At 71.0% G+C, this 21485-nt stretch carries 19 protein-coding genes and 1 riboswitch; of the genes, 12 read left to right on the top strand and 7 right to left on the bottom strand.

Annotated elements, in window-relative coordinates:
• Positions 1–56: 56 nt before the first annotated feature.
• The 3 genes from LX12_RS07835 (at position 57) to LX12_RS07825 (ending at position 4271) form a co-directional block, all read left to right on the top strand.
• Entirely contained in the window at positions 57–410 is a 354-nt protein-coding gene (locus LX12_RS07835) for a VOC family protein (RefSeq protein WP_253653987.1), read from the top strand.
• A 79-nt stretch (positions 411–489) separates the two neighbouring features.
• On the top strand, positions 490–918 hold the full coding sequence (locus LX12_RS07830; RefSeq protein ID WP_253653986.1) for a PPOX class F420-dependent oxidoreductase: 429 nt from the start codon (positions 490–492) through the stop codon (positions 916–918).
• Positions 919–971: 53 nt separating this feature from the next.
• Positions 972–4271: an error-prone DNA polymerase gene (locus LX12_RS07825; protein WP_253653985.1), complete on the top strand. Its 3300-nt coding sequence runs from the start codon at positions 972–974 to the stop codon at positions 4269–4271.
• 4 nt (positions 4272–4275) lie between these two features.
• On the opposite strand, the gene LX12_RS07820 is transcribed toward LX12_RS07825, so the two are convergent.
• Positions 4276–4740 carry a tRNA (cytidine(34)-2'-O)-methyltransferase gene (locus tag LX12_RS07820; protein ID WP_253653984.1) on the bottom strand — a complete coding sequence of 155 codons (465 nt, stop codon included), beginning with the start codon at positions 4738–4740 and terminating at the stop codon, positions 4276–4278.
• 77 nt (positions 4741–4817) lie between these two features.
• On the opposite strand from LX12_RS07820, the gene LX12_RS07815 reads away from it, so the two are divergent.
• From LX12_RS07815 to LX12_RS07800, 4 genes are all read left to right on the top strand, one after another.
• Positions 4818–5702, top strand: coding sequence for a rhomboid-like protein (locus LX12_RS07815; RefSeq protein WP_253653983.1), 885 nt, complete (start codon positions 4818–4820; stop codon positions 5700–5702).
• A gap of 37 nt (positions 5703–5739) precedes the next feature.
• On the top strand, positions 5740–6612 hold the full coding sequence (locus tag LX12_RS07810) for a bifunctional methylenetetrahydrofolate dehydrogenase/methenyltetrahydrofolate cyclohydrolase (RefSeq protein ID WP_253653982.1): 873 nt from the start codon (positions 5740–5742) through the stop codon (positions 6610–6612).
• Entirely contained in the window at positions 6609–6965 is a 357-nt protein-coding gene (locus LX12_RS07805; protein ID WP_372504959.1) for a DUF3017 domain-containing protein, read from the top strand. The genes LX12_RS07810 and LX12_RS07805 overlap by 4 nt, the downstream gene beginning before the upstream one ends.
• Positions 6966–7026: 61 nt before the next feature.
• Positions 7027–8502 (top strand): Hsp70 family protein, encoded by a 1476-nt coding sequence (locus LX12_RS07800; protein ID WP_253653981.1) that lies wholly within the window; start codon positions 7027–7029, stop codon positions 8500–8502.
• Between the two features lie 123 nt (positions 8503–8625).
• On the opposite strand, the gene metX is transcribed toward LX12_RS07800, so the two are convergent.
• Entirely contained in the window at positions 8626–9768 is a 1143-nt protein-coding gene (gene metX / locus LX12_RS07795) for a homoserine O-acetyltransferase MetX (RefSeq protein WP_253654565.1), read from the bottom strand.
• Positions 9765–11102: a bifunctional o-acetylhomoserine/o-acetylserine sulfhydrylase gene (locus LX12_RS07790; RefSeq protein WP_253653980.1), complete on the bottom strand. Its 1338-nt coding sequence runs from the start codon at positions 11100–11102 to the stop codon at positions 9765–9767. The genes metX and LX12_RS07790 overlap by 4 nt, the downstream gene beginning before the upstream one ends.
• Positions 11103–11161: 59 nt before the next feature.
• A riboswitch (SAM riboswitch) is annotated at positions 11162–11283 on the bottom strand.
• 200 nt (positions 11284–11483) lie between these two features.
• Between LX12_RS07790 and LX12_RS07785 the strand changes: the two genes are divergently transcribed.
• From LX12_RS07785 to yhjD, 5 genes are all read left to right on the top strand, one after another.
• A complete protein-coding gene (locus tag LX12_RS07785) occupies positions 11484–12707 on the top strand; it encodes an NADP-dependent isocitrate dehydrogenase (protein WP_253653979.1) in 1224 nt (407 codons plus the stop codon).
• 83 nt (positions 12708–12790) lie between these two features.
• A complete protein-coding gene (locus LX12_RS07780) occupies positions 12791–14080 on the top strand; it encodes an MFS transporter (RefSeq protein ID WP_372504958.1) in 1290 nt (429 codons plus the stop codon).
• Between the two features lie 11 nt (positions 14081–14091).
• On the top strand, positions 14092–14919 hold the full coding sequence (locus LX12_RS07775) for an exodeoxyribonuclease III (protein WP_253653978.1): 828 nt from the start codon (positions 14092–14094) through the stop codon (positions 14917–14919).
• A gap of 23 nt (positions 14920–14942) precedes the next feature.
• On the top strand, positions 14943–15956 hold the full coding sequence (gene trpS / locus LX12_RS07770; RefSeq protein WP_253653977.1) for a tryptophan--tRNA ligase: 1014 nt from the start codon (positions 14943–14945) through the stop codon (positions 15954–15956).
• A 20-nt stretch (positions 15957–15976) separates the two neighbouring features.
• Complete coding sequence (gene yhjD / locus LX12_RS07765; RefSeq protein ID WP_253653976.1) at positions 15977–17020, top strand: inner membrane protein YhjD; 1044 nt, start codon at positions 15977–15979, stop codon at positions 17018–17020.
• Here the strand turns inward: yhjD and LX12_RS07760 are convergent.
• The 4 genes from LX12_RS07760 to LX12_RS07745 form a co-directional block, all read right to left on the bottom strand.
• A complete protein-coding gene (locus LX12_RS07760; protein WP_253653975.1) occupies positions 17017–18588 on the bottom strand; it encodes a PepSY-associated TM helix domain-containing protein in 1572 nt (523 codons plus the stop codon). The genes yhjD and LX12_RS07760 overlap by 4 nt on opposite strands.
• A gap of 78 nt (positions 18589–18666) precedes the next feature.
• The gene (locus LX12_RS07755) at positions 18667–19347 is read right to left on the bottom strand and encodes a hypothetical protein (RefSeq protein ID WP_253653974.1); all 681 of its coding nucleotides are present in this window, start codon (positions 19345–19347) and stop codon (positions 18667–18669) included.
• Between the two features lie 9 nt (positions 19348–19356).
• Positions 19357–20661 carry a D-alanyl-D-alanine carboxypeptidase family protein gene (locus LX12_RS07750; RefSeq protein WP_253653973.1) on the bottom strand — a complete coding sequence of 435 codons (1305 nt, stop codon included), beginning with the start codon at positions 20659–20661 and terminating at the stop codon, positions 19357–19359.
• A 23-nt stretch (positions 20662–20684) separates the two neighbouring features.
• Positions 20685–21479 (bottom strand): alpha/beta fold hydrolase, encoded by a 795-nt coding sequence (locus LX12_RS07745; protein WP_253653972.1) that lies wholly within the window; start codon positions 21477–21479, stop codon positions 20685–20687.
• Between the last annotated feature and the right edge of the window lie 6 nt (positions 21480–21485).

Below are 21485 nucleotides of genomic sequence, written 5' to 3'. Positions count from 1 at the left end.
CCCGCGCCCGGTGACGACAGACGAGATGTACCCGGCATCGTCTGCAGAGGAGTGTCATGCGACCGACCGGCATCGTCGTCAACATCTCGGTTCCGGACAGCGAGGAGGCTCGCGACTTCTACACCGACTTCCTCGGGCTGGGTGAGGTCCTGATGGATCACGGATGGGTCGCGCGGCTGGCCACCCCGGATGGGCGGGCTCAGGTCCAGCTCGTCACCCGGGACGCGTCCTCCGCGGAGGACTCGCACATCTCGGTGGAGGTCGACGGTGTCGAGGAGGCGTATGCCGACGCGCAGCGACGAGGCCTCGAGATCGTGCACCCGCTGACGACCGAGGAGTGGGGTGTCCGCCGGTTCTTCGTCCGCGCACCCGACGGCACGATCGTCAATGTCGTGGGCCACGCCGACTGATCTCCGGTGCTGTCCGGTATCGCTCGGCGACACCATCTCGCACCGGAACACCGGCACCCGGCCGCGGGTTGGTCACCGCATGAGCGACTTCGATCCCCGGGACCTCATCGCGACGTCGAGCCTGGGCGTGCTGGCCACCATCCGATCCGACGGTCTGCCGCAGCTGTCACCGGTCACCGCGGTGTACGACCGGGACTCCGACACCATCCGTGTGTCGATGACCGAGGGCCGGGCCAAGACCGCGAACCTGCGGCGTGACCCGCGGGCGGCGATCGAGTTCACGTCGTCCGACGGCCGGTCCTGGGCGACGGCGCAGGGGCCCGTCACGCTGCAGGGCCCGAGCACGGACCCGCACAGTGCGGAGGTCGACGCTCTCGTCGAGTACTACCGGCGCGGCAGCGGCGGCGAGCACCCCGACTGGGAGGAGTACCGGCAGGTCATGGTCGACGACCGTCGGGTCCTCATGACGATGACCGTCGAGCACGTCTACGGCGCAGCACTCGGCTGAGCCCGGCACCCCGTTGTTCGAAAACATGTTCGACGACGCGGTATCGTCGGGTGGTGGGCTGGAACGAGGGTCCGCCGACCTGGGCGGAGATGGAGCGGGTCCTCTCGGGCCGCGCCCCCGCCGGTGGTCGCCCCGGGGAGGGGTACCTCGGCGACGGCGGTGACAGCCCCGCCTGGTCCCGCAAACGGGAGCCCTACCAGGCCTCCGACGTCGAACGGGTCCGCAGCACCGTCCCGTACGCCGAACTGCACGCGCACACCTCGTACAGCTTCCTCGACGGCGCCAGCTCTCCGGAGGACATGGTCACCGAGGCGCACCGGCTCGGGCTCGAGGCGCTCGCCGTCACCGACCACGACGGTCTCTACGGCGTCGTCCGGTTCGCCGAGGCGGCCCGCGAGTGGGGCCTGCCGACGGTGTTCGGTGCGGAGCTGTCCCTCGCTCACGACATCGCGCGCACCGGTGTCCCCGACCCCGAGGGTCACCACCTGCTGGTCCTCGCCCGCGGGCAGGAGGGGTATCGCACCCTGTCGCGGCGGATCGCGGTCGCGCAGATGGCCGCGGGGGAGAAGGGTCTGGTCCGCCACGACGTCGACGCCCTCGCCGACGCCGCCGACGGGAACCTGATGATCCTCACCGGCTGCCGCAAGGGTGCCGTCCGCGCCGCCCTCGACGCCGAGGGGCGATCGGGTGCCGAGCGCGAACTACGCTCGCTGATCGACCTGTTCGGCCGCGACAACGTGGTCGTGGAATTGACCGCGCAGTCGATGCCGACCGACGACGAGCGCAACGCCGTCCTCGCCGACATCGCCGCCGCCCACCGCGTCGCGACGGTCGCGACCACCGGTGCCCACTTCGCCGCCCCCGACCGCCGACGGCTGGCCATGGCGATGGCCGCGGTGCGCGCACGGTCCACGCTCGACGAGATCGCCGGCTGGCTCGGGCCACTCGGCGGGGCACACCTGCGCAGCGGCGACGAGATGGCGCGACTGCTCTCGGCCCACCCCGAGGCCATCGACACCGCCGCGCAGCTCGGCCGCGACTGTGCCTTCGAGCTGCGGCTCATCGCCCCGGAGCTGCCGCCGTTCGACGTGCCGGCCGGCCACACCGAGAACACCTGGCTGCGGGAGCTCACGATGCGCGGTGCGCTCGACCGCTACGGGACGCCGGAGTCACATCCGAAGGCGTACAGCCAGATCGAGCACGAGCTCGCCATCATCGCCACCCTCAACTTTCCCGGCTACTTCCTCGTCGTCCACGACATCGTCGACTTCTGCAAGCGCAGCACCATCCTGTGCCAGGGCCGCGGCAGCGCCGCCAACTCCGCGGTCTGCTACGCCCTGGGGATCACCAACGTCGACCCGGTGCGCAACGCGCTGCTCTTCGAGCGGTTCCTGTCCCCGGAGCGCGACGGCCCGCCCGACATCGACGTCGACATCGAGTCCGACCGACGTGAGGAGGCCATCCAGCACGTCTACGAGAAATACGGTCGCACCCACAGCGCCCAGGTCGCCAACGTCATCACCTACCGCGGGCGGTCGTCGGTGCGGGACATGGCCCGCGCACTGGGCTATTCGCTGGGTCAGCAGGACGCGTGGAGCTCGCAGGTCAGTCGGTTCGGGCGGACCGTCGACGAGAAGCGCAACCCCGAACACGACATCCCCGCCGAGGTGCTGGAACTCGCCGAGCAGATCGAGGACCTCCCCCGGCACATGGGGATCCACTCCGGCGGCATGGTCATCTGCGACCGCCCCATCGCCGACGTGTGCCCCACCGAATGGGCGCGGATGCCCGGACGCAGTGTGCTGCAGTGGGACAAGGACGACTGCGCCGCGATCGGCCTGGTGAAGTTCGACCTCCTCGGCCTCGGCATGCTGTCGGCGCTGCACTACGCGATCGACCTCGTCGCCGAGCACAAGGGCCTCCACGTCGACCTCGCCCGCATCGACCTCGGCGAGTCCCCGGTCTACGAGATGCTCTGCGCCGCCGACTCGGTCGGTGTGTTCCAGGTGGAGTCCCGGGCCCAGATGGCCACCTTGCCGCGACTGAAACCGCGCGAGTTCTACGACCTCGTCGTGGAGGTCGCACTCATCCGGCCCGGGCCCATCCAGGGCGGGTCGGTGCATCCGTACGTCCGGCGGCGCAACGGACTCGAACCGGTCCTCTTCGAACACCCGTCGATGCGTCCGGCGCTCGAACGCACGCTCGGGGTGCCGCTGTTCCAGGAACAGCTGATGCAGCTCGCCGTCGACGTCGCCGGGTTCGACGCGGCCGAGGCCGACCAGCTGCGTCGCGCGATGGGCAGCAAGCGGTCGCCGGAGAAGATGGAACGCCTCAAGCAGCGGTTCTACGACGGGATGCGGACCACCCACGGCATCGTCGGCGACGTCGCCGACCGCGTCTTCGAGAAGATGGCCGCGTTCGCCAACTTCGGCTTCCCGGAGAGTCATTCGCAGAGCTTTGCCGCGCTGGTCTACTACTCGTCCTGGTTCAAGCTGCACCACCCGGCCGCGTTCTGCGCCGCGCTGCTGCGGGCGCAGCCCATGGGCTTCTACTCGCCGCAGTCGCTCGTGGCCGACGCCCGTCGGCACGGGGTGCGGGTGCACGGTCCCGACATCAACATCTCGCTGGCGTACGCGAACCTCGAGAACGACGGCCTCGAGGTGCGGATGGCGCTGGGGTCTGTCCGGCACATCGGCGACGACGTCGCGCAGCTCATCGTCGACCGGCGGGACGCCGACGGCCCGTACCGCAGCCCCGCCGACCTGGCCCGACGTACCCGACTCACCGAGCGCCAGCTGGAGGCGCTGGCGACCGCGGGTGCGTTCGACTGCTTCGGCGGCAGTCGACGACAGGCGCTCTGGGACGCCGGCGCCGCCGCCCTCGAGCGCGACGACCAGCTGGAGCTGGTGGCCGCGTCGCAGGCGCCGGTGTTGCCCGGACTGGGTGACGTGGAACTGGCCGCCGCCGACGCGTGGGCGACCGGCGTCACCCCGAACTCCTATCCGACACAGTTCCTCCGGCCCCGACTCGACGCGATGGGCGTCGTGCCCGCGGACGGGCTGCTGTCGGTGCCCGACGGCTCGCGCGTGGTGGTCGGGGGAGCGGTCACCCACCGGCAGCGCCCGGCGACCGCGTCGGGGGTCACGTTCATCAACCTCGAGGACGAGACCGGCATGGTGAACGTCGTCTGTTCGGTCGGGCTGTGGAAGCGCTACCGCCGCCTGGCGTCCACCGCGTCGGCGCTGATCATCCGCGGCACGGTGCAGAACGCCGAGGGCGCGGTCACCGTCGTCGCCGAACACCTCGAACGCATGGACCTCCGGGTCGGGACACGATCACGGGACTGGCGGTGAGCGCTCACACCGCGCCGTCGAACCCGTTCTGCCGCCACGCCTCGTAGACGACGATGCTCGCCGCGTTCGCGAGGTTGAGCGATCGCCGACCGGGGAGCATCGGGATGCGCAGCCGGGCCGTGACGTGCGGGTCGGCGAGGACCTCCTGCGACAGGCCTGTCGGCTCCGGCCCGAACAGCAGCACGTCGCCCGGGCGATAGTCGACGGCCGCGAAGTTGTCGGACGCGTGCGCGGTGAACGCGAACACCCGTTCCGGCGACAGCGCGGTCCATGCCGTCTCCAGATCCGGGTGCACCGTGACCGACGCCATGTCGTGGTAGTCCAGGCCCGCGCGGCGGACCTTCGCCTCGTCGAGGTCGAACCCGAGGGGCTCGACGAGGTGCAGCTCCGATCCCGTGTTGGCCGCCAGGCGGATGGCGTTGCCCGTATTGGGCGGTATGCACGGCTCGTGGAACAAAATGCGGAACACGGACGCTCACTGTGCCGGATGCGGGCGGCCGACGACCACCGGACGTCGCCCCCGCGAGAGCACACGAGAGAGATCCGATGGCCACAGCGTTCACCCGCGACACCGTCCGCCGCCTCGGCGGCGCGGTCGGTCGGTACGTGCGGTCGGCCCCCGGCACCTTCATCTGGCTGGGCATCCTCTTCGTGACGACGATCGTGGCGCACCGCGTCGGCGCCACCGAGCTCACCGACATCCTGCGCAGCCGCTCGACCAACCTGCGACACCTCATGCACGACCCCCTGCCAAGCCTCGTCCGCAGCGCCCTCTGGATCGACGGCGACGGGTGGTTCCTGTACGCGATCGCCTACGCCGCCATCCACGCCACGGTCGAGCGATGGCTCGGCACGATGCGCTGGTTCATCGTGGTCGTCGTCGCCCACGTCGGGGCGACGTACATCAGCCAGAGCGTGCTGTTGTGGGCCATCGACTCCGGTCGCGCGCCCCAGGCGGACATCAACGTCATCGACATCGGCGTCAGCTACGGCCTCGCCGGTGTCGCGGGCATCATGACCTTCCGGCTCGCGTGGAGGTGGCGGTTCGTGTGGGCCGCCGCGCTGCTCGCGCTTTGTCTGACACCGGTCGTCGGACCGTTCCTCGACGGCGGCCATCCGACGTTCACCGACATCGGCCACCTCTGTGCCGCGCTGATCGGCCTCGGGTGCTACCCGATCATCCAGGCGGGCCGCCGCGTGCCACGGGTGCGGGCCGAGCTCCCGCCGGTCTCGCCGCACATCGTCGAACGACTCGACGCCGACCTGCCGCCGGTGTCGCCGCACATCGTCGAACGGGTCCCCGAGTCGGAACTGGTCGCCGAACCGCTGATCCCCGCCCTGCCCCACCTGCGGCCGGCGACCGCGCTGCGGACCCGGGCGAGCGCGTGGGCGGTCTCGACGGTGCGCGCCGGACGGGCGCGGCGGGCCTGATCCCGGCGGTCGGCGCGCGATCGGCGACAATGGTCGCGTGACGGCGACAGCACTGGACGGCAAGGCCACGCGCGACGAGATCTTCTCCGACCTGCGTGGCCGGGTCGAGGCACTCACCGCCGCCGGTCGGACTCCCGGCCTGGGCACCATCCTCGTCGGCGACGACCCCGGCTCGCAGGCCTACGTCCGCGGCAAGCACGCCGACTGCGCGAAGCTGGGCATCGCGTCCATCCGGCGTGACCTGCCCGCCGACGCGACCAGCGCGGACATCGACGCCGCCATCGACGACCTCAACGCCGACCCCGCCTGCACCGGATACATCGTGCAGCTCCCGCTGCCGAACCACGTCGACGCGACCGCGGCTCTCGAGCGCATCGACCCGCGTAAGGACGCCGACGGCCTGCACCCGGTCAACCTGGGTCGCCTGGTGCTGGGGGCGCCCGCACCGCTGCCGTGCACCCCGCGCGGCGTCATCCACCTGCTGCGCCGCTATGACATCCCGCTCGACGGTGCCCGCGTCGTGGTCGTCGGACGCGGCGTGACCATCGGACGCACCATCGGACTGCTGCTGACCCGCCGCAGCGAGAACGCGACGGTGACGTTGTGTCACACCGGTACACGTGACCTGGCCGCCGAGGTCTCCCGCGCCGACATCGTGGTGGCCGCGGCGGGGTCCCCGCACCTGATCACCCCGGACATGGTGGCGCCGGGAGCGGCCGTCGTCGACGTGGGTGTCAGCCGCACCGACGCCGGCCTCGTCGGCGACGTCCACCCCGACGTCTGGGAGGTCGCGGGGCACGTCTCGCCCAACCCGGGTGGCGTCGGACCGCTCACCCGAGCGTTCCTGCTGGTCAACGTGGTGGAGCAGGCCGAGTCCGAGGTGGCCGCGAGCGCCGGGGCGCCGGTGTGACACGGTCGCGGACCCCGCAGGCCATCCCGCCCGGGGGACGCACCGCCGCCTCGGTCCACCGGGCGCGGCGCATCCGCTGGATCCTCGTCCAGATCCCGTTCCTGCTGGTCGCGACGCTGATCGTCGTGGCGTTCGTGTTCGTCATCGTCGACCGCTGGCGCCGCGGCGCGTTCGTCTTCGGCGCGGCGTCGTTGCTCGCCTCGGTCCTGCGCGCCCTCCTGCCCAGCTCCCGTGTCGGGTTGTTGCAGGTCAGAGGGAGAATCTCCGACGTCGTCGCGACCGCTGTCGCCGGCGGCATCATCATCTGGATGGCCGCCTCCATCGACGCCCTGGGCACCGGTATCGATCAATAGTGGGTCGCCGGGGACGTCGTGGACCCACTATCCTTGACGGGTTCGACGACCAGATCGGCGCGTGAGCAGCCCGCGCCGGGCCCGACTCCGGAAGACGATGACGCACCCCACCACGACGACCCTCGGCCTGTCGGCCGGCAGCGGCATGGTCCACTGCGCGCTGGTCACGGTGGACGATCACGACCGCACCCGGGTCGACTCCCGCGTCATCGACGTCGACCCCACCGACCGACTCGACCGCGCCGGTCGCCTCAACTCCGGCATCGATCTGATGCTCGACCGCGCCGCGGCCGCCGATCTCACGGTCGCCGCGATCGGCGTCGCCGCCCGCGGCGGGACGATCCCCACCGGCGGCGCCGGGTCGCGACGGCAGGTCCACGTCGTCGACGATCCCGAGGCGATCGGCCGTGCCCTGGCGCAGTCCGGGGCGGTGGCCGCGCATCCCCGCGTCATCGTCGTCGACGCCGGCGACAGCGGCACCTCGGTGTTCGTCATCGACACCGGCGACGGCACCGCCACCGTCCCCGAGCGCACCACCGCATTGTCGGGTGCCGCTATCGACACCGCCCTCGCCGAGCGTGCCGCCGCGACCATGACCGACCTCGGGAGGCGGCGGCGCGCCGAGTTGCGCAGCGCCTGTCGGACCGCGAAAGAGGAGCTGGCGGAATCAGACTCGACGATCGTCAGCGTTGCGGGCCAACGGTTCACCATCACCGCGTCGATGGTGGACGATCTCGTCGCCGACGGCGTCACGGCGGTCGCCGACGTCGTCGCGGGCATACGCGCGGGGGACCTCGCACTCCTGCACACACCGGTCGTCCTGGTCGGCGGACTGGCCACCATGGCATCGGTGCGGGCGGCATTCGCCCGGGTGCTGGCCGAGGAGCCCGTCGTCCCCGAGGCGCCGGAGCTCGTCGGCGCCGTCGGTGCGGCCCTGGCCGCCCGCCCCGGTCAGGGCGCTCCGACGGCACTCGAGTTCCTCGGCGGTCGCCGACACCGCGACCTGTTGTCGGTCGTGCCGGTCGCCGTGATGGGTGCCGTCCTGGTCGCGGCCATGCTCACCGCGGTCGTCGTCGGGGTGCGTGTCCAGGGGGCGTCCGTCATCGGTGACGACGACAACCCGTCGACGTCGGCGACCGCGCCCGCGACCGCCACCGCGACGGTCAGCCAGCGAGCGACCGCGTCGTCGACGTCGAGGCCGACCTCGACCCGGACCGCGCCGACCGACGATCCGGTGACGACCACGTCCCCCGTCGACGACGACGCCGTGGACCCGCCACGCACCCCGCGTCCGTGGGCGACGACGCAGCTGCCCACCACCGAGGGCCGCGACGTCCCGACCTCCACCATCACGCCGCCGTCGACCACCGCGCCGTTGGAGTCGTCGGTGACAGATTCCCCGTCGCTCACGCCCTACCCGTTCACCCCGATCCCCGGACCGACCACGGCGCCCGAGTCGGTGAACCCCGATTCCTCAGGGGTGCAGGGCTTCTCGGCGCAGACCCGACCGACCACGGAGACCCCGCCCGCGCCCTGACTTGAGGGTCTCGCCACGGGACACAAGGCTCGCCCGCGCAATTCGGCGGGCGAAGCCCGTTACGCGGACGCGAGACGCGGAGACCGCAGGCGAGGCGGGAAAGACGCGGGCGAGAAGCGAACCTCAGGTGCGCGCGAGTTCCATGGTGCGCTTGAGGAGATCGGCGACGGCGTCGAACTCGGTGAGGAAGCCGTCGTGGCCGCTGTCGGACTGGACGACGTGCAGTCCGCCGACGCAGCCGGCGAGCTGCTCGGCGAGCTCGGCCTGAGTCCGCAACGGATACAGACGATCCGACGAGATGCCCCCGACGATGCAGGGGACGTGGCACGACTCGAGGGCGACGCGGGTCCCGCCGCGGTTGCGCCCGACGTCGTGGTTGTTCAGCACCTCGCTGAGCACGACGTAGCTGCCCGGGTCGAACCGGGCGATCAGCTTGTCGGCCTGGTGCTCGAGGTAGCTCTGCACCGCGTACCGGCCGCCGGCCAACGGGTCCTCGTCGCCCTGATGCTGGTTCTGGAACCGGTTGTCCAGCTCGATCTCCGAGCGGTAATACATGTGCGCGACGCGACGGGCGACGCCGAGTCCGGCCCTCGGCACCTGACCGGTGCCGTGGTAGTCGCCGCCCTGCCACGCCGGGTCGGCGGTGATCGCGGCGATCTGCGTGGTCTGCGTGCCGATCTGGTCCGCGGTGGCGCGGGGACCGACGGCGAGCACCAGGGCGCTGCGGACCCGATCGGGGAATCCGATCATCCACTCCAGCGAGCGCGCACCACCCATCGATCCACCGAGAACCGATGCGACGGAATCGATCCCGAGGACGTCCATCAGGGCGACCTCGGCGCGCACCTGGTCGAGCACGGTGATGTGCGGGAAGCGGGACCCCCACGCGCGACCGTCCGGGCCGGGCGACGCCGGGCCCGTGGACCCACCGCACCCCCCGAGCACGTTCGCGGAGATCACACACCACTCGTCGGTGTCGACGGCGCAGCCGGGTCCGATCAGTCCGTCCCACCAGCCGGGGAGCGGATGACCGGGCCCCGGGGGGCCGATGACGTGCGAGTCGCCCGTCAGGGCGTGCAGCGTGATGACGACGTTGTCGCGGGCGGGCGAGAGGCGACCCCACCGCTGGAAGGCGATCGTCACGTCGTCGATGACGTCGCCGTTGTCGAGCGCGATCGACCCCACGGAAACACGGGTCAGCTGCCCGTCGGGGAGTGTCTCCCAGTCGGTCTCGATGTGTGTCCGGGGGTCGATCGCCACCGTCAGTGGGCCGCTCGGAATCCCTGCTCGAGGTCGGCGATGATGTCGTCGACCCCCTCGAGTCCCACCGCGAGGCGGACCAGGCCGGGTGTCACGCCGGCCGCCAACTGCTCCTCGGGCACGAGCTGGGAGTGGGTGGTCGAGGCCGGGTGGATCACCAGCGACCGCACGTCACCGATGTTGGCGACGTGACTGTGCAGTGTGAGGGCGTCGACGAACTTCTTGCCGGCGTCGACCCCACCGACGATCTCGAACGCGACGATGGCACCCTGACCGCGCGGCGCCAGCTTCTGGCCGCGCTCGTACCACGGCGACGACGGGAGCCCGGCGTAGGCGACCGACTCGACCTGGTCGTGCCTCTCCAGGAACTCGGCGACCTTGCGGGCGTTCTCGACGTGACGCTCGATGCGCAGGCTGAGCGTCTCCAGACCCTGCGAGATGAGGAACGCGTTGAACGGCGCGATCGCGGAACCGGTGTCGCGCAGCCACTGCACGCGGGCCTTCAACGCGAAGGCCGGCGCGCCGAGATCGGCGAACACCGCCCCGTGATAGCTGGGATCCGGGGTGGTGAAACCGGGGAACAGGTCCTGACCGTCGCGCTGCACACGCCAGTCGAACGTCCCGCCGTCGACGATCACTCCGCCCACCGCGGTGCCGTGGCCACCGATGTACTTCGTCGCCGAGTGCACGACGATGTCGGCACCGTGCGACAGCGGCTGGATCAGGTACGGCGTCGCGACGGTGTTGTCGACGATGAGCGGCACGCCGTTCTCGTGTGCCAGCGCCGACACCGCGGGGATGTCGAGGATCTCGTTGTTCGGGTTGGCGATGGTCTCGCCGTAGAACGCCCGGGTGGTCGGACGCACCGCCGCACGCCACGACTCGATGTCGTCGGGGTTCTCGACGAACGAGACCTCGATGCCGAGCTTGGGCAGCGTGTAGTGGAAGAGGTTGTACGTGCCGCCGTAGAGCCGCGGGCTGGAGACGACGTGCCCGCCCGTCTCGACGACGTTCAGGATCGCGTAGGTCTCCGCGGCCTGGCCCGACGCGACGAGGAGCGCGGCCACGCCCCCCTCGAGCGCGGCGATGCGCTGCTCGACCGCATCCTGCGTCGGGTTCATGATGCGGGTGTAGATGTTGCCCGGCTCGGCGAGGCCGAACAGGTCCGCGGCGTGCTTCGTGTCGCGGAAGGTGTACGAGGTCGTCTGGTAGATCGGCAGGGCCCGTGCGGAGGTGGCCGCGTCCGCCGTCTGGCCGGCGTGGATCTGCTTCGTCTCGAAGCTCCAGTTCGCGGTGGGGTCGTCGGGCTCGAGGGTGCCGTCGTAGGGGAGATCGCTCATCGTGAGAGGGCTTCCTTGTGGTCGCACCGGGCATCGCCGCCCGGGGGGTCCGACCATCGGACCCGCGCTTGCCGTGGGGACCGGTCCGGTCCCACAACCTGGTCTTTCACCCGGAGCACCCCACCGCGGTTGGAGGGTTGCCGGTCAGCCGAGCCGGGGCTTGTCGCTGACACTCATGACCTGGCGCCAAGGATATAGCATCGCGAATTCCGCCCGGGCAGCCTTCCGGATCGCGGTGATCGCAACCCGCCCCGTTCCCCGACCGAGCACTCGGTGCGGACGGCGTCGAGGGAGCGGACTACGGTGGACTCGGCTCCACACCGGCACTCACGAGGTGCCCGCCGGGGGCCGGCCACCACGCCGAGGAGGACGTTCAGTCACATGGGCAAGATCAAGGTAGAGGGCACGGTCGTCGAACTCGACGGCGACGAGATGACCCGGATCATCTGGCAGTTCATCAAAGAGAAGCTGATCCACCCCTACCTCGACGTCGACCTGGACTATTACGACCTCGGCATCGAGTACCGCGACGAGACCGACGACCAGGTCACGGTCGATGCCGCGCACGCCATCCAGAAGCACGGTGTCGGCGTCAAGTGCGCCACCATCACCCCCGACGAGGCCCGCGTCGAGGAGTTCGGCCTGAAGAAGATGTGGCGGTCGCCCAACGGCACCATCCGCAACATCCTCGGCGGCACCATCTTCCGCGCGCCCATCATCATCTCGAACGTCCCGCGTCTGGTGCCCGGCTGGACGAAGCCGGTCGTCGTCGGCCGTCACGCGTTCGGTGACCAGTACCGCGCCACCGACTTCAAGGTCCCCGGCGCCGGCACGGTCACCATCACCTACACCCCCGAGGACGGCTCCGACCCCATCGAGCACGAGGTCGTGCAGATGCCGGAGGAGGGCGGCGTCGTGATGGGCATGTACAACTTCAACAAGTCCATCGAGGACTTCGCGCGCGCCTCGTTCAACTACGGCCTGCAGCGCAACTACCCCGTCTACCTCTCGACCAAGAACACGATCCTCAAGGCGTACGACGGCGCGTTCAAGGACATCTTCGCCGACGTCTTCGAGAAGGAGTTCAAGTCCGAGTTCGACGCGGCCGGGATCCACTACGAGCACCGGCTCATCGACGACATGGTCGCGTCCTCCCTGAAGTGGGAGGGTGGCTACGTCTGGGCGTGCAAGAACTACGACGGCGATGTCCAGTCGGACACGGTCGCGCAGGGCTACGGCTCGCTGGGCCTCATGACGTCGGTGCTCCTCACCCCGGACGGCGGCATCTGTGAGGCGGAGGCCGCGCACGGCACCGTCACGCGGCACTTCCGCCAGCACCAGCAGGGCAAGCCGACCTCGACCAACCCGATCGCGTCGATCTTCGCCTGGACCCGTGGACTCGACCACCGCGGCAAGCTCGACAACACCCCCGAGGTCATCGAGTTCGCCCATCAGCTCGAGGACGTCGTCATCAACACCGTCGAGAGCGGCAAGATGACGAAGGACCTCGCGCTGCTCGTCGGCGGCGACCAGTCCTACCTCACCACCGAGGAGTTCCTCGCCGCGATCGACGACAACCTGGCCGCGGCACGTCGCGACAGCTGACCGCCGAGCGGTCCGAAGCGGTGTGAACAGTCTCACCGCCTCGTGAGGGATGCCCACGGGCCGGTGTGCGGTTCGATTCCCTCGTGACCGTCGTCCATCAGAGCACCGACCAGAACCTCACCGACCGCACCGGCACCGCGACCACCGACGCGGTGCCGCTCGGTGCGCCGGTGTCGCGGTCGGTGCGGCGCTGGGCGATCCTCGCACTGGCGCTCGGCGGTTTCGGCATCGGCACGACCGAGTTCGTCGCGATGGGGCTCCTGCCCGACATCGCGTCGTCGCTGGGGGTGTCGGAACCCTCTGCAGGACATGTGATCTCGGCGTACGCGCTGGGTGTCGTCGTCGGGGCGCCGGTGATCGCGGCGCTCACCGCGCGGATGTCCCGCCGCAGGTTGCTCGTCGGGCTGATGGTCGCCTTCACCGTCGGCAACCTGGCCAGCGTGCTCGCGCCGGACCAGACGACGTTGATGATCGCCCGGTTCGTCTCCGGTCTCCCGCACGGCGCCTTCTTCGGCGTCGCGGCGTTGGTCGCCTCGCACCTCGCCGGTCCCGGTAGCCGCGCCAAGGCCGTCGGTCAGGTGATGCTCGGGCTGTCCGTCGCGAACGTGGTCGGCGTGCCCGTCGCGACGTGGCTGGGCGAGCACCTCGGCTGGCGGTCGGCGTTCGCGCTCGTCGTCGTGATCGGGCTCGCGACCCTCGTCGCGCTGCTGCGGTTCCTGCCGACCCTGGGGTCGATGACCGTGACCAACCCGCTCACCGAGCTGGGCGCGCTGCGTCGGCCGCAGGTGCTGTTCACCGTGCTCATCGGCATCGTCGGCTTCGGCGGGATGTTCGCCTTCTACACCTACATCCACACGACGCTGACGGACGTCTCCGGCCTGCCCGGAGGTCTCGTCCCCATCGCTCTCATGCTGTTCGGTCTGGGCATGGTGGCCGGCAACATCGTCGGCGGTGCCCTGGCCGACCGGTCGGTGACCCTCACCCTCGCGGTCGGTCTCGCCGCCATCGCCGGCGTCCTCCTGGCGTTCGCCGCGTTCGCCGGCACCGTGTGGGTCGCCGTGCCGCTGGTGTTCGCCGTCGGCGTCACCGGCTCGGCGCTCGTGCCCGCGCTGCAGACCCGGCTGATGGACACCGCGGAGGACGCCCAGACACTCGCCGCGGCCCTGAACCACTCGGCGCTCAACGTGGCCAACGCCGCGGGTGCGTGGCTCGGCGGCGTGGTCATCGGTGCCGGTCTCGGCTACCGGGCGCCGTCGGTGCTCGGTGCGGGTCTCGCGATAGCCGGTCTCGTCGTGCTGGTGGCGGCAACCGTGGCGGCCCGCCGCCGCGCGGTGGTCGCCTCCCGGCGCGGCCGTGTCGGCGCCGCTGCCTAGACTCGCTGCCCGTGTCCACCATCGTCACCACGGCCAACGTCAACGGGATCCGCGCGGCGGTGAAGGAGCGCAACCCCGACAACCCCGGGATCCTGCCGTGGCTCGGTGACCCGACCGGTCGTCGTTTCGTGCTGATCCAGGAGATCCGGGCGAGCGAGGACCAGGCGCGCGAGGCGTTGGCTCCCGCCCTCGACGCCGGGTGGCACCTGTCGATGTGCGAGTCGGTGAAGAAGGGGCACGCGGGCGTCGGGGTGCTCTCCACGGTCGACGTCGACGCGGTCCGTGTCGGGTTCGGCAGCGACGAATTCGACGACACCGGGCGCTATCTCGAGGTCGACGTCCCCGCGGACGGCGATGATCCGGCCCTCACCCTCGGCTCGCTGTACCTCCCGAAGGGTGCCGCCGACGGGGAGAAGCGAGACGAGAAGTTCCGGTTCCTCGACGCGTTCGGCGACCATCTGTCCGCGCTCGGCCGAAGGCGTCGCGGGGTCGTCGTGGCGGGGGACTGGAACATCGCCCACGACACCCGGGACATCAAGAACTGGAAGGGCAACCAGAAGAGCCCCGGCTTCCTGCCGGAGGAGCGGGCCTGGGTCGACGAGGTGCTGGCCGGGCGCTGGCGCGACGTCCTCCGAGACGTCGTCGGTGACGTCGACGGGCCCTACTCGTGGTGGTCGTGGCGCGGCAAGGCGTTCGACACCGACGCGGGGTGGCGCATCGACTACCACCTGGCCGATCCGCTGATGGCGCAGCGTGCGCGCACCGCGCACGTCGAACGCCCGAGTGCCTACGACCGTCGCTGGTCCGACCACGCACCGGTCACCGTCGAATTCGATTGAGCCGTTCTGAGACAATCTGATCCATGACCACCCAGCGCGTGCTCTCCGGCATCCAGCCGACCAGCGACTCGGTCCACCTCGGGAACTACCTGGGCGCGCTGCGGCAGTGGGTCGCTCTGCAGGACCAGTACGACGACGCCTTCTACTTCATCCCCGACCTGCACGCCCTCACCGCGGCATTCGATCCCGCGACCTTGGCGGATCGGACCCGCCGGACGGTCGCGCAGATGATCGCCGTCGGCATCGACCCGTCGTCGGCGACGCTGTACGTCCAGTCGCACGTTCCCGAGATCTCCCAGCTGACGTGGGTCCTGTCGTGCATCACCGGTTTCGGCGAGGCCGGCCGGATGACGCAGTTCAAGGACAAGTCCGCGAAGGGTGGTGCCGACGCGGCCGGGGTCGGGCTGTTCACCTACCCGATCCTCATGGCCGCCGACATCCTCGCGTTCGACGTCACCCGTGTCCCGGTCGGAGAGGATCAGCGCCAGCACCTCGAACTCACGCGAAATCTGGCGCAGCGCTTCAACTCCCGGTTCGGTGAGACGTTCGTCGTGCCCGAGGCGCACATCGTGTCCGAGACGGCGAAGATCTACGACCTGCAGAACCCGACCGCGAAGATGAGCAAGTCGGCCGAGTCCGACGCGGGGCTGATCAACCTCCTCGACGACCCGAAGCGCTCGGCGAAGAAGGTGCGGTCGGCGGTGACCGACGCCGGACGCGAGATCGTCGTCGACCGCGAGAACAAGCCGGGCGTCACCAACCTGCTCACCATCCACTCCGCGTTGTCGGGCACACCGGTCGAGCAACTCGTCGAGCACTTCGCCGGAAAGGGGTACGGGGACCTGAAGGTCGAGACCGCTCAGGTCCTCACCGACTTCGTCTCCCCGCTGCGCAGCCGGGTCGACGAGCTCATGGCCGACCCGGCCGAGCTCGACACGATCCTGGCGCGGGGGGCCGGGCGGGCCCGCGAGGTCGCGTCGCAGACGCTCGCCCGGGTCTATGACAGGGTGGGATTGTTGGGCGCGACACGGCCGTAGGGCACGAGGGACGGGTGACGATGGCGGACACGACGACCGAGCAGGACGAGAAGCCCTCCCGCCTCGACGACCTCCGGGCGAAGCACGCCTGGCTCGACCACCTCGTCGCGGCCGGGTCCCGGTACCAGGGCTCGAAGGGTGACTTCTTCGCGGCGGGTGCGACCTACTTCAGCGTGCTGGCGCTGTTCCCGGTGCTCATGGTCGCGTTCGCGATCGCGGGCTTCGTCTTCGTCTACAGTCCCGATCTGCTCGACCAGGCCAAGCAGCAGATCACCGACTCGGTCTCCGGCGACATGGGCAACCAGCTCAACGACCTCATCGACCAGGCCATCGCGTCGCGGACGTCCATCGGCATCATCGGTCTGCTGCTCGCCGTGTACTCGGGCCTGGGGTGGATGGCCAACCTGCGCAACGCCCTGACGGTGCAGTGGGGTCCGGAGCCGCCGTCGCAGTCGTTCGTGCGCACCAAGATCGGCGACCTCGGCGCCCTGATCGGGCTGTTCGTCGCGCTCGCGGTGTCGTTCGGGTTGTCGGCACTGGCCGGCAGCGGACTCACGCAGTGGATCCTGGACCACATCGGGCTCGGCGACGTCCCCGGGATGTTCATCGTGGTCCGTGTCGTGTCCATCGTGGTGTCGCTGGCCGCGTCCACCCTGTTGTTCACCTGGGCCATCGCGCGGCTGCCGCGGATCCCGCTGCCGTACCGCAACGCCGTCAAGGCGGGCCTGCTCACCGCGGTCGTGTTCGAGATCTTCAAGGGCATCGCGACCTTCTACCTCAAGAGCGTGCTGTCGGGGCCGGCCGGAGCCACGTTCGGTCCCATCATCGGGATCATGGTGTTCGCGTTCTTCACCACGCGCATCGTGCTGTTCGCGACGGCGTGGGCGGCCACGGATCCGCAGAACCTCCGCTTCGCGACGGCCGCCGTGCCCGATCCCGTGCTCATCGAACCGCGGGTCGCCGTCGCGCCCGGCGCGGGATCCGTCCGTGTGGTGACGGCAATCGCCGCCGGCGCCGCAGTCGCCGCCGGGTGGCTGCGACTGCGGCGCGGCGGGCGCGGCTAGATCAACACCTCCCCGGCGGCGCGACTGCGTCGACGCGCGACGAAGTACTGACGCCCGGCGTCGAGGACGAGGATCGCCACCACCGACAACCCGAACGACGGGTACACCACCGCGAGCAGTGCGGCGATCACGACGAGACCGATCGACCCCCGGGTGTGTGTCGTGTCCCGCCGGGCCGACGTCCGGGGGAGGCCCGCGGTACCCGTCGGACGTCGCCGCCACCACATCGCGTACGACGTGACCAGACTCGCGACGACGAGCAGGCACCCGAGCGTCGCGGCCACCCGTGTCACGACCCCGTACTGGGTGCCCATGTGCATGTTGACGCCGAAGTCGGTTGCCCGGGCGAGGATCCCGCTGTCGGCGGCGGTGGTCTCGCCGAGCGTGCGCCCGGAGAACCGGTCCAGGAACACGGTCCGCTGCTCGTCGAGACGCTGCGGCCAGTGGTTCACCAGGGTCACCGCGCCGAGCGCCGAGCCGCCCTGCGACGACGTCGCCGGCGGGAAGATCGAGTAGCCGGGGACCATGCCCTCCTCGCGGCCGATGCGGGCGACCGCGTCCCAGTCGATCGTGGCCGGCCCCTCCGTCCAGGTCGGGTCCGACGCCGCGACCGCGCGGTCGCGGTCGGACCACACGATCTGTCTGCCGAAGCGGTCGAGCTCGCCGATCGTCACCGGTGACGACGTGTACTCCGGCTCGGCCGATGGCGTGACGGTGGACGCGACCGCGCGCCAGTCCTCACCCCAGTAGTCCGACCACGGCATCCCGCTGACCACGAACGCGACCAGGATCCCGGCCAACCCGACCCCGCTCACCGCGTGCAGGTCGCGCCACCGCACACGGCCGCCCTTCGACCACCGCACGGAGAACAGTCGTTTGCCCTTCTCCGACCGACGCGGCCACCACAGGTAGATGCCGCTGATCGCGAGGACGAGGGTCCAGACGGTGACGATCTCGATGACGAGCGACCCGAGCGGGATGTCGACGACGGCCGACGGGTGGTTCGTCGGGTCCACGAGGTGGGCCAGCGACGGCAACGGGACCGTCACGGCGTCGTTGTTGAGGAAACCGTGCAGGCGGTTGACGAGTCCGACGAGGTCGTCACCCTCCTTCATCGACCCGAGGACTGTCCCGGTGTAGGGGTCGACGTAGACCGAGCGCGCGGTGTCCCATCCGTCGCGCAGCACGTCGACGCGCGTCGAGCGGTCCGCGGCCTGCGGGGGTGTCACCGACACCACCTCGGCACCGTCGCCGATGGACGCGACCGCCGACGCGACCTGCCGGTCGAGGTCGACGGTGGAGGCCCGCTCGGACACCGAGAACAGGTCGCGGTGCAGCACCGACTGGATCGGGTCGGTGTACAGGATCACCACCCCGGTCAGCGCCAGCAGGAGGAGCACGGGGCCGGCGATCATGCCGGCGTAGAAGTGCAATCGCCAGACGCGGCGCAGGAACCGCCCGCGTGCGGTGCGGCCCGGGTCGGTGCGGCGCCTCGGCCGCGGGTCGGGTTCTCGGTCGGCCGGGGGCGCGGCGGCGCCGGACCCGGGCACGGGTGTGTCCACGGACATGGTTGTCAGCTCTCTGTGAGGTGCGCACGCGGCGCTGCCCGGACGCGCGAGGGCGCATCCGGGTGGGGAGGGGGATCGTCAGACGAGCTGCGGCGGTGGGCCGCGGGAGCGGTCGAGTCGGACGTGACCCGGCGTCGCTGCGCCGATGACACCTGTCCGCCGTAGAGACGGCCGACCGACGGTCGCGGGGGGACGGGGGCGGGACAGGACGCGATGCCGCGCCGCGGTCACCCGGTCGGCCAGGACGAACGCCGCGGCGAGCACCATCCCCGCGACGACGGCACCGATCACATGCGCCGCGAGCATCGCCGGTGAGGGCAGCAGCATCGAGACGGACGGCGCCGTTCCCATCGCGTGATCGCCAGGGGTGGCCGAGAGCATGGCGTGCCCGGCGTGAGCGTCGGTCGGCATCCCGGGGGAGACGGCACCGGACATCGCTTCGTGCCCGCCCGACAGGACGTGCTCGAGGTGGAGCAGGACGTGGGCGACCACCTGATCGAGCAGGACCACCGCCCCGATCGGTGTGGCCGCACCGACACGGTGGGTCGCCGGCGACGACGCGCGCCCCAGCACGAGGGCGCTGATCGCGGTCGTCGCCACGACGACGGCGGTCGCGGCGGACATCGACGGGCTCGCCCCGCCGGCGGCGTGGGCGGCGACGCTCATCGACGACGCGGTCGCGGCGACAGCCAGACATCGCACCCCGCGGGCGACCGGTCTCCCGGACGGCCGCGGCGCGGCCGTCGGGGTCGTCGTCACCGGGTCAATCTAACGCGTGCGGCGGTTGATCCTCACCGCGGCGACGACCAGGCCGAGCACGACGACGGTCCCGATCCCGCCGACGACGAGGCGGTAGCTGACGCCACTGTCCGACGGCCCCTCGTCGGAGACGTTCTGGGCGAGGGCGGGGCCGGAGTTCGACCGTCGCGGCGAGGTGGTCGTCGCCGACTCCGACGCGGGCCCGTCGACGAGGGTGCCCACCGACGCGGTGCGGGGCGTCGCGAAGCCCCAGTCCAGGAGCGCCTTCGACTGGTCCCAGTACAGGTCGCCCGCCTCGTTCAGGCCGTACATCTGGACCACGACGAGGGTGCGGCCGTCGCGGTCGACGGCGCCCACGTAGGTCTTGCGGGCGTCGTCGGTGTATCCGGTCTTGCCGCCGATCACGCCGGGGAAGCCGTCGACGAGCAGCCGGTTCTGGCTCTGCATCTGGTACCCGACGTGCGGTTTGTCGCCGGGGACCTCGGGAAGCGGGGGGTAGCCGGGGAAGGGTGCGTCGACGTGGGAGATGAGGTCGCGGAACGTCGGGTTCCGCAGTCCCGCACGGAAGATCAGCGCGAGGTCGTAGGGCGAGGTGCTCATCCCGGGCGCGTCGAGTCCCGACGGCGACGCCGCCCGGGTGTCCTCGGCGCCGAGCGAGTGCGCGAGGTCGTTCATCTTCCCGACGGCGGCCTCGTACCCACCGAGTTCGCGGGCCAGTGCGTTGGCGCAGTCGTTGCCCGACACCATCAGCAGGCCCTGGAGCAGCTGTCGCACCGTGTACCGGCCGCCCGGGCCGATCCCCGCGGAGTCGCCCTCCATGCCGTAGTCCTCGCGGGTGCCGGTCACCACGGTGTCCAGGTCGAGGTCGCGCAGGGCGACGAGCGCCAGGAGCGTCTTGATCGTCGACGCCGGACGGTACCGACCGTGCGGGTCCTTCGCGGCGACGACGGTGCCGTTCGTGGCGTCGGCGACCAGCCATCCGGCGGATGTCAGACCTCCCGGCACCGGCGCCGTCGACGACGGCGTCACCACGCCGCACGCGGCGAGCCGTTCACCGCCGACCGGTGGCTGCGGCACCGGCAGCGGCGACGGGGCCTGCTGTCCCGACGGCGGGACCTCGGAGTTGTCGACCGGGGGTGCCGGGGACACCCGGTAGGGGCACGCCTCGGTGTCGGGGGTCGACGGCGCGACGACCGGGGCTGTGGGCTCGGCGGCGGCCGGGGCCGCACCGGCGACGGCGACCGGGAGCAGGGTCGACCCCGCGATCAGACCCGCGGCGACCGTCACCCGCATCGCCCGGGACACACCTCGCATGAGCGCCGAACCTACCGGGCGGATCAGGCCTGCGTGAGGAACCGCGCCGCGTCGCGTCCCCATCCGCGCACCTCGTCGGGTGTCCGGGCGATCTGCAGGGTCGCGTTCGGCAGCGCGTCGGCGAGTCGCTCGGCGGTGCTGACGGGATGGCCGGGATCGGTGTCCCACGGCAGCAGCAGCGTCGGGTGCGTGACGCGGGTGAGCTCGGCGGGGTCGGGGAGATCGGAGTCGGCGGCCCCGCGCAGCAGCGCGGCGAAGCACTCCGCACGCACGTCGGCGGTGTACGGCCGTCGCTGGAGCGTCTCCAGGATCGGTGGCTGCGGTTGCTCGGCCGCGGCGGCGAGGAACGCGTCGATCCCGGCCTCGTCGACGATGTCGGCGCCGTCGCGATATCCCGCGACGTGCGATGCGCGGGTGTCCCAGGCCGTCGGCGGGATCGCCAGGACGAGTCGTCGGATGCGGTCGGGGGCGCGCAGGGCGGCGTACAGCGCACTCGCGGTGCCCATCGACATGCCGATCACGTCGACGGGCCCGTCGGGGGAGACCGTCTCGATCACGGCGAGCAGGTCCTCGGCGAGCCACGTCCACGTGAAGTCGACGGGGTCGGTGCCGCCGGTCGAGCGGCCGTGCCCGCGCGCGTCGTAGCGCACGAGGCCACGACCGTCCTCGCCGACGGGACTCCAGTCGAAGACACCGTCGCCGTCCATGGCCTCCCGGCTCGACGACATGCCGTGCGCGACGACGGTGATCGGGGTGCCCGCCGAGGGCGGGTCACAGGCGAGCACGGCGCCGGGGCGGGTGATCTCGAGATCGGGCACGGATCC

It is taken from the genome of Williamsia serinedens, from assembly GCF_024171725.1.
GTDB lineage: Bacteria > Actinomycetota > Actinomycetes > Mycobacteriales > Mycobacteriaceae > Williamsia_A > Williamsia_A serinedens.
The sequence above is the reverse complement of the archived record's forward strand: the minus strand, read 5'-3'. Positions and strand labels throughout refer to the sequence as shown.

Coding starts and splice junctions, on each gene's coding strand:
- yhjD (WP_253653976.1), top strand. CDS start 15,977: ATGGCGGACACGACGACCGAGCAGGACGAGAAGCCCTCCCGCCTCGAC.
- LX12_RS07815 (WP_253653983.1), top strand. CDS start 4,818: ATGGCCACAGCGTTCACCCGCGACACCGTCCGCCGCCTCGGCGGCGCG.
- LX12_RS07750 (WP_253653973.1), bottom strand. CDS start 20,661: ATGCGAGGTGTGTCCCGGGCGATGCGGGTGACGGTCGCCGCGGGTCTG.
- LX12_RS07830 (WP_253653986.1), top strand. CDS start 490: ATGAGCGACTTCGATCCCCGGGACCTCATCGCGACGTCGAGCCTGGGC.
- LX12_RS07835 (WP_253653987.1), top strand. CDS start 57: ATGCGACCGACCGGCATCGTCGTCAACATCTCGGTTCCGGACAGCGAG.
- LX12_RS07790 (WP_253653980.1), bottom strand. CDS start 11,102: ATGAGCGATCTCCCCTACGACGGCACCCTCGAGCCCGACGACCCCACC.
- LX12_RS07785 (WP_253653979.1), top strand. CDS start 11,484: ATGGGCAAGATCAAGGTAGAGGGCACGGTCGTCGAACTCGACGGCGAC.
- trpS (WP_253653977.1), top strand. CDS start 14,943: ATGACCACCCAGCGCGTGCTCTCCGGCATCCAGCCGACCAGCGACTCG.
- LX12_RS07760 (WP_253653975.1), bottom strand. CDS start 18,588: ATGTCCGTGGACACACCCGTGCCCGGGTCCGGCGCCGCCGCGCCCCCG.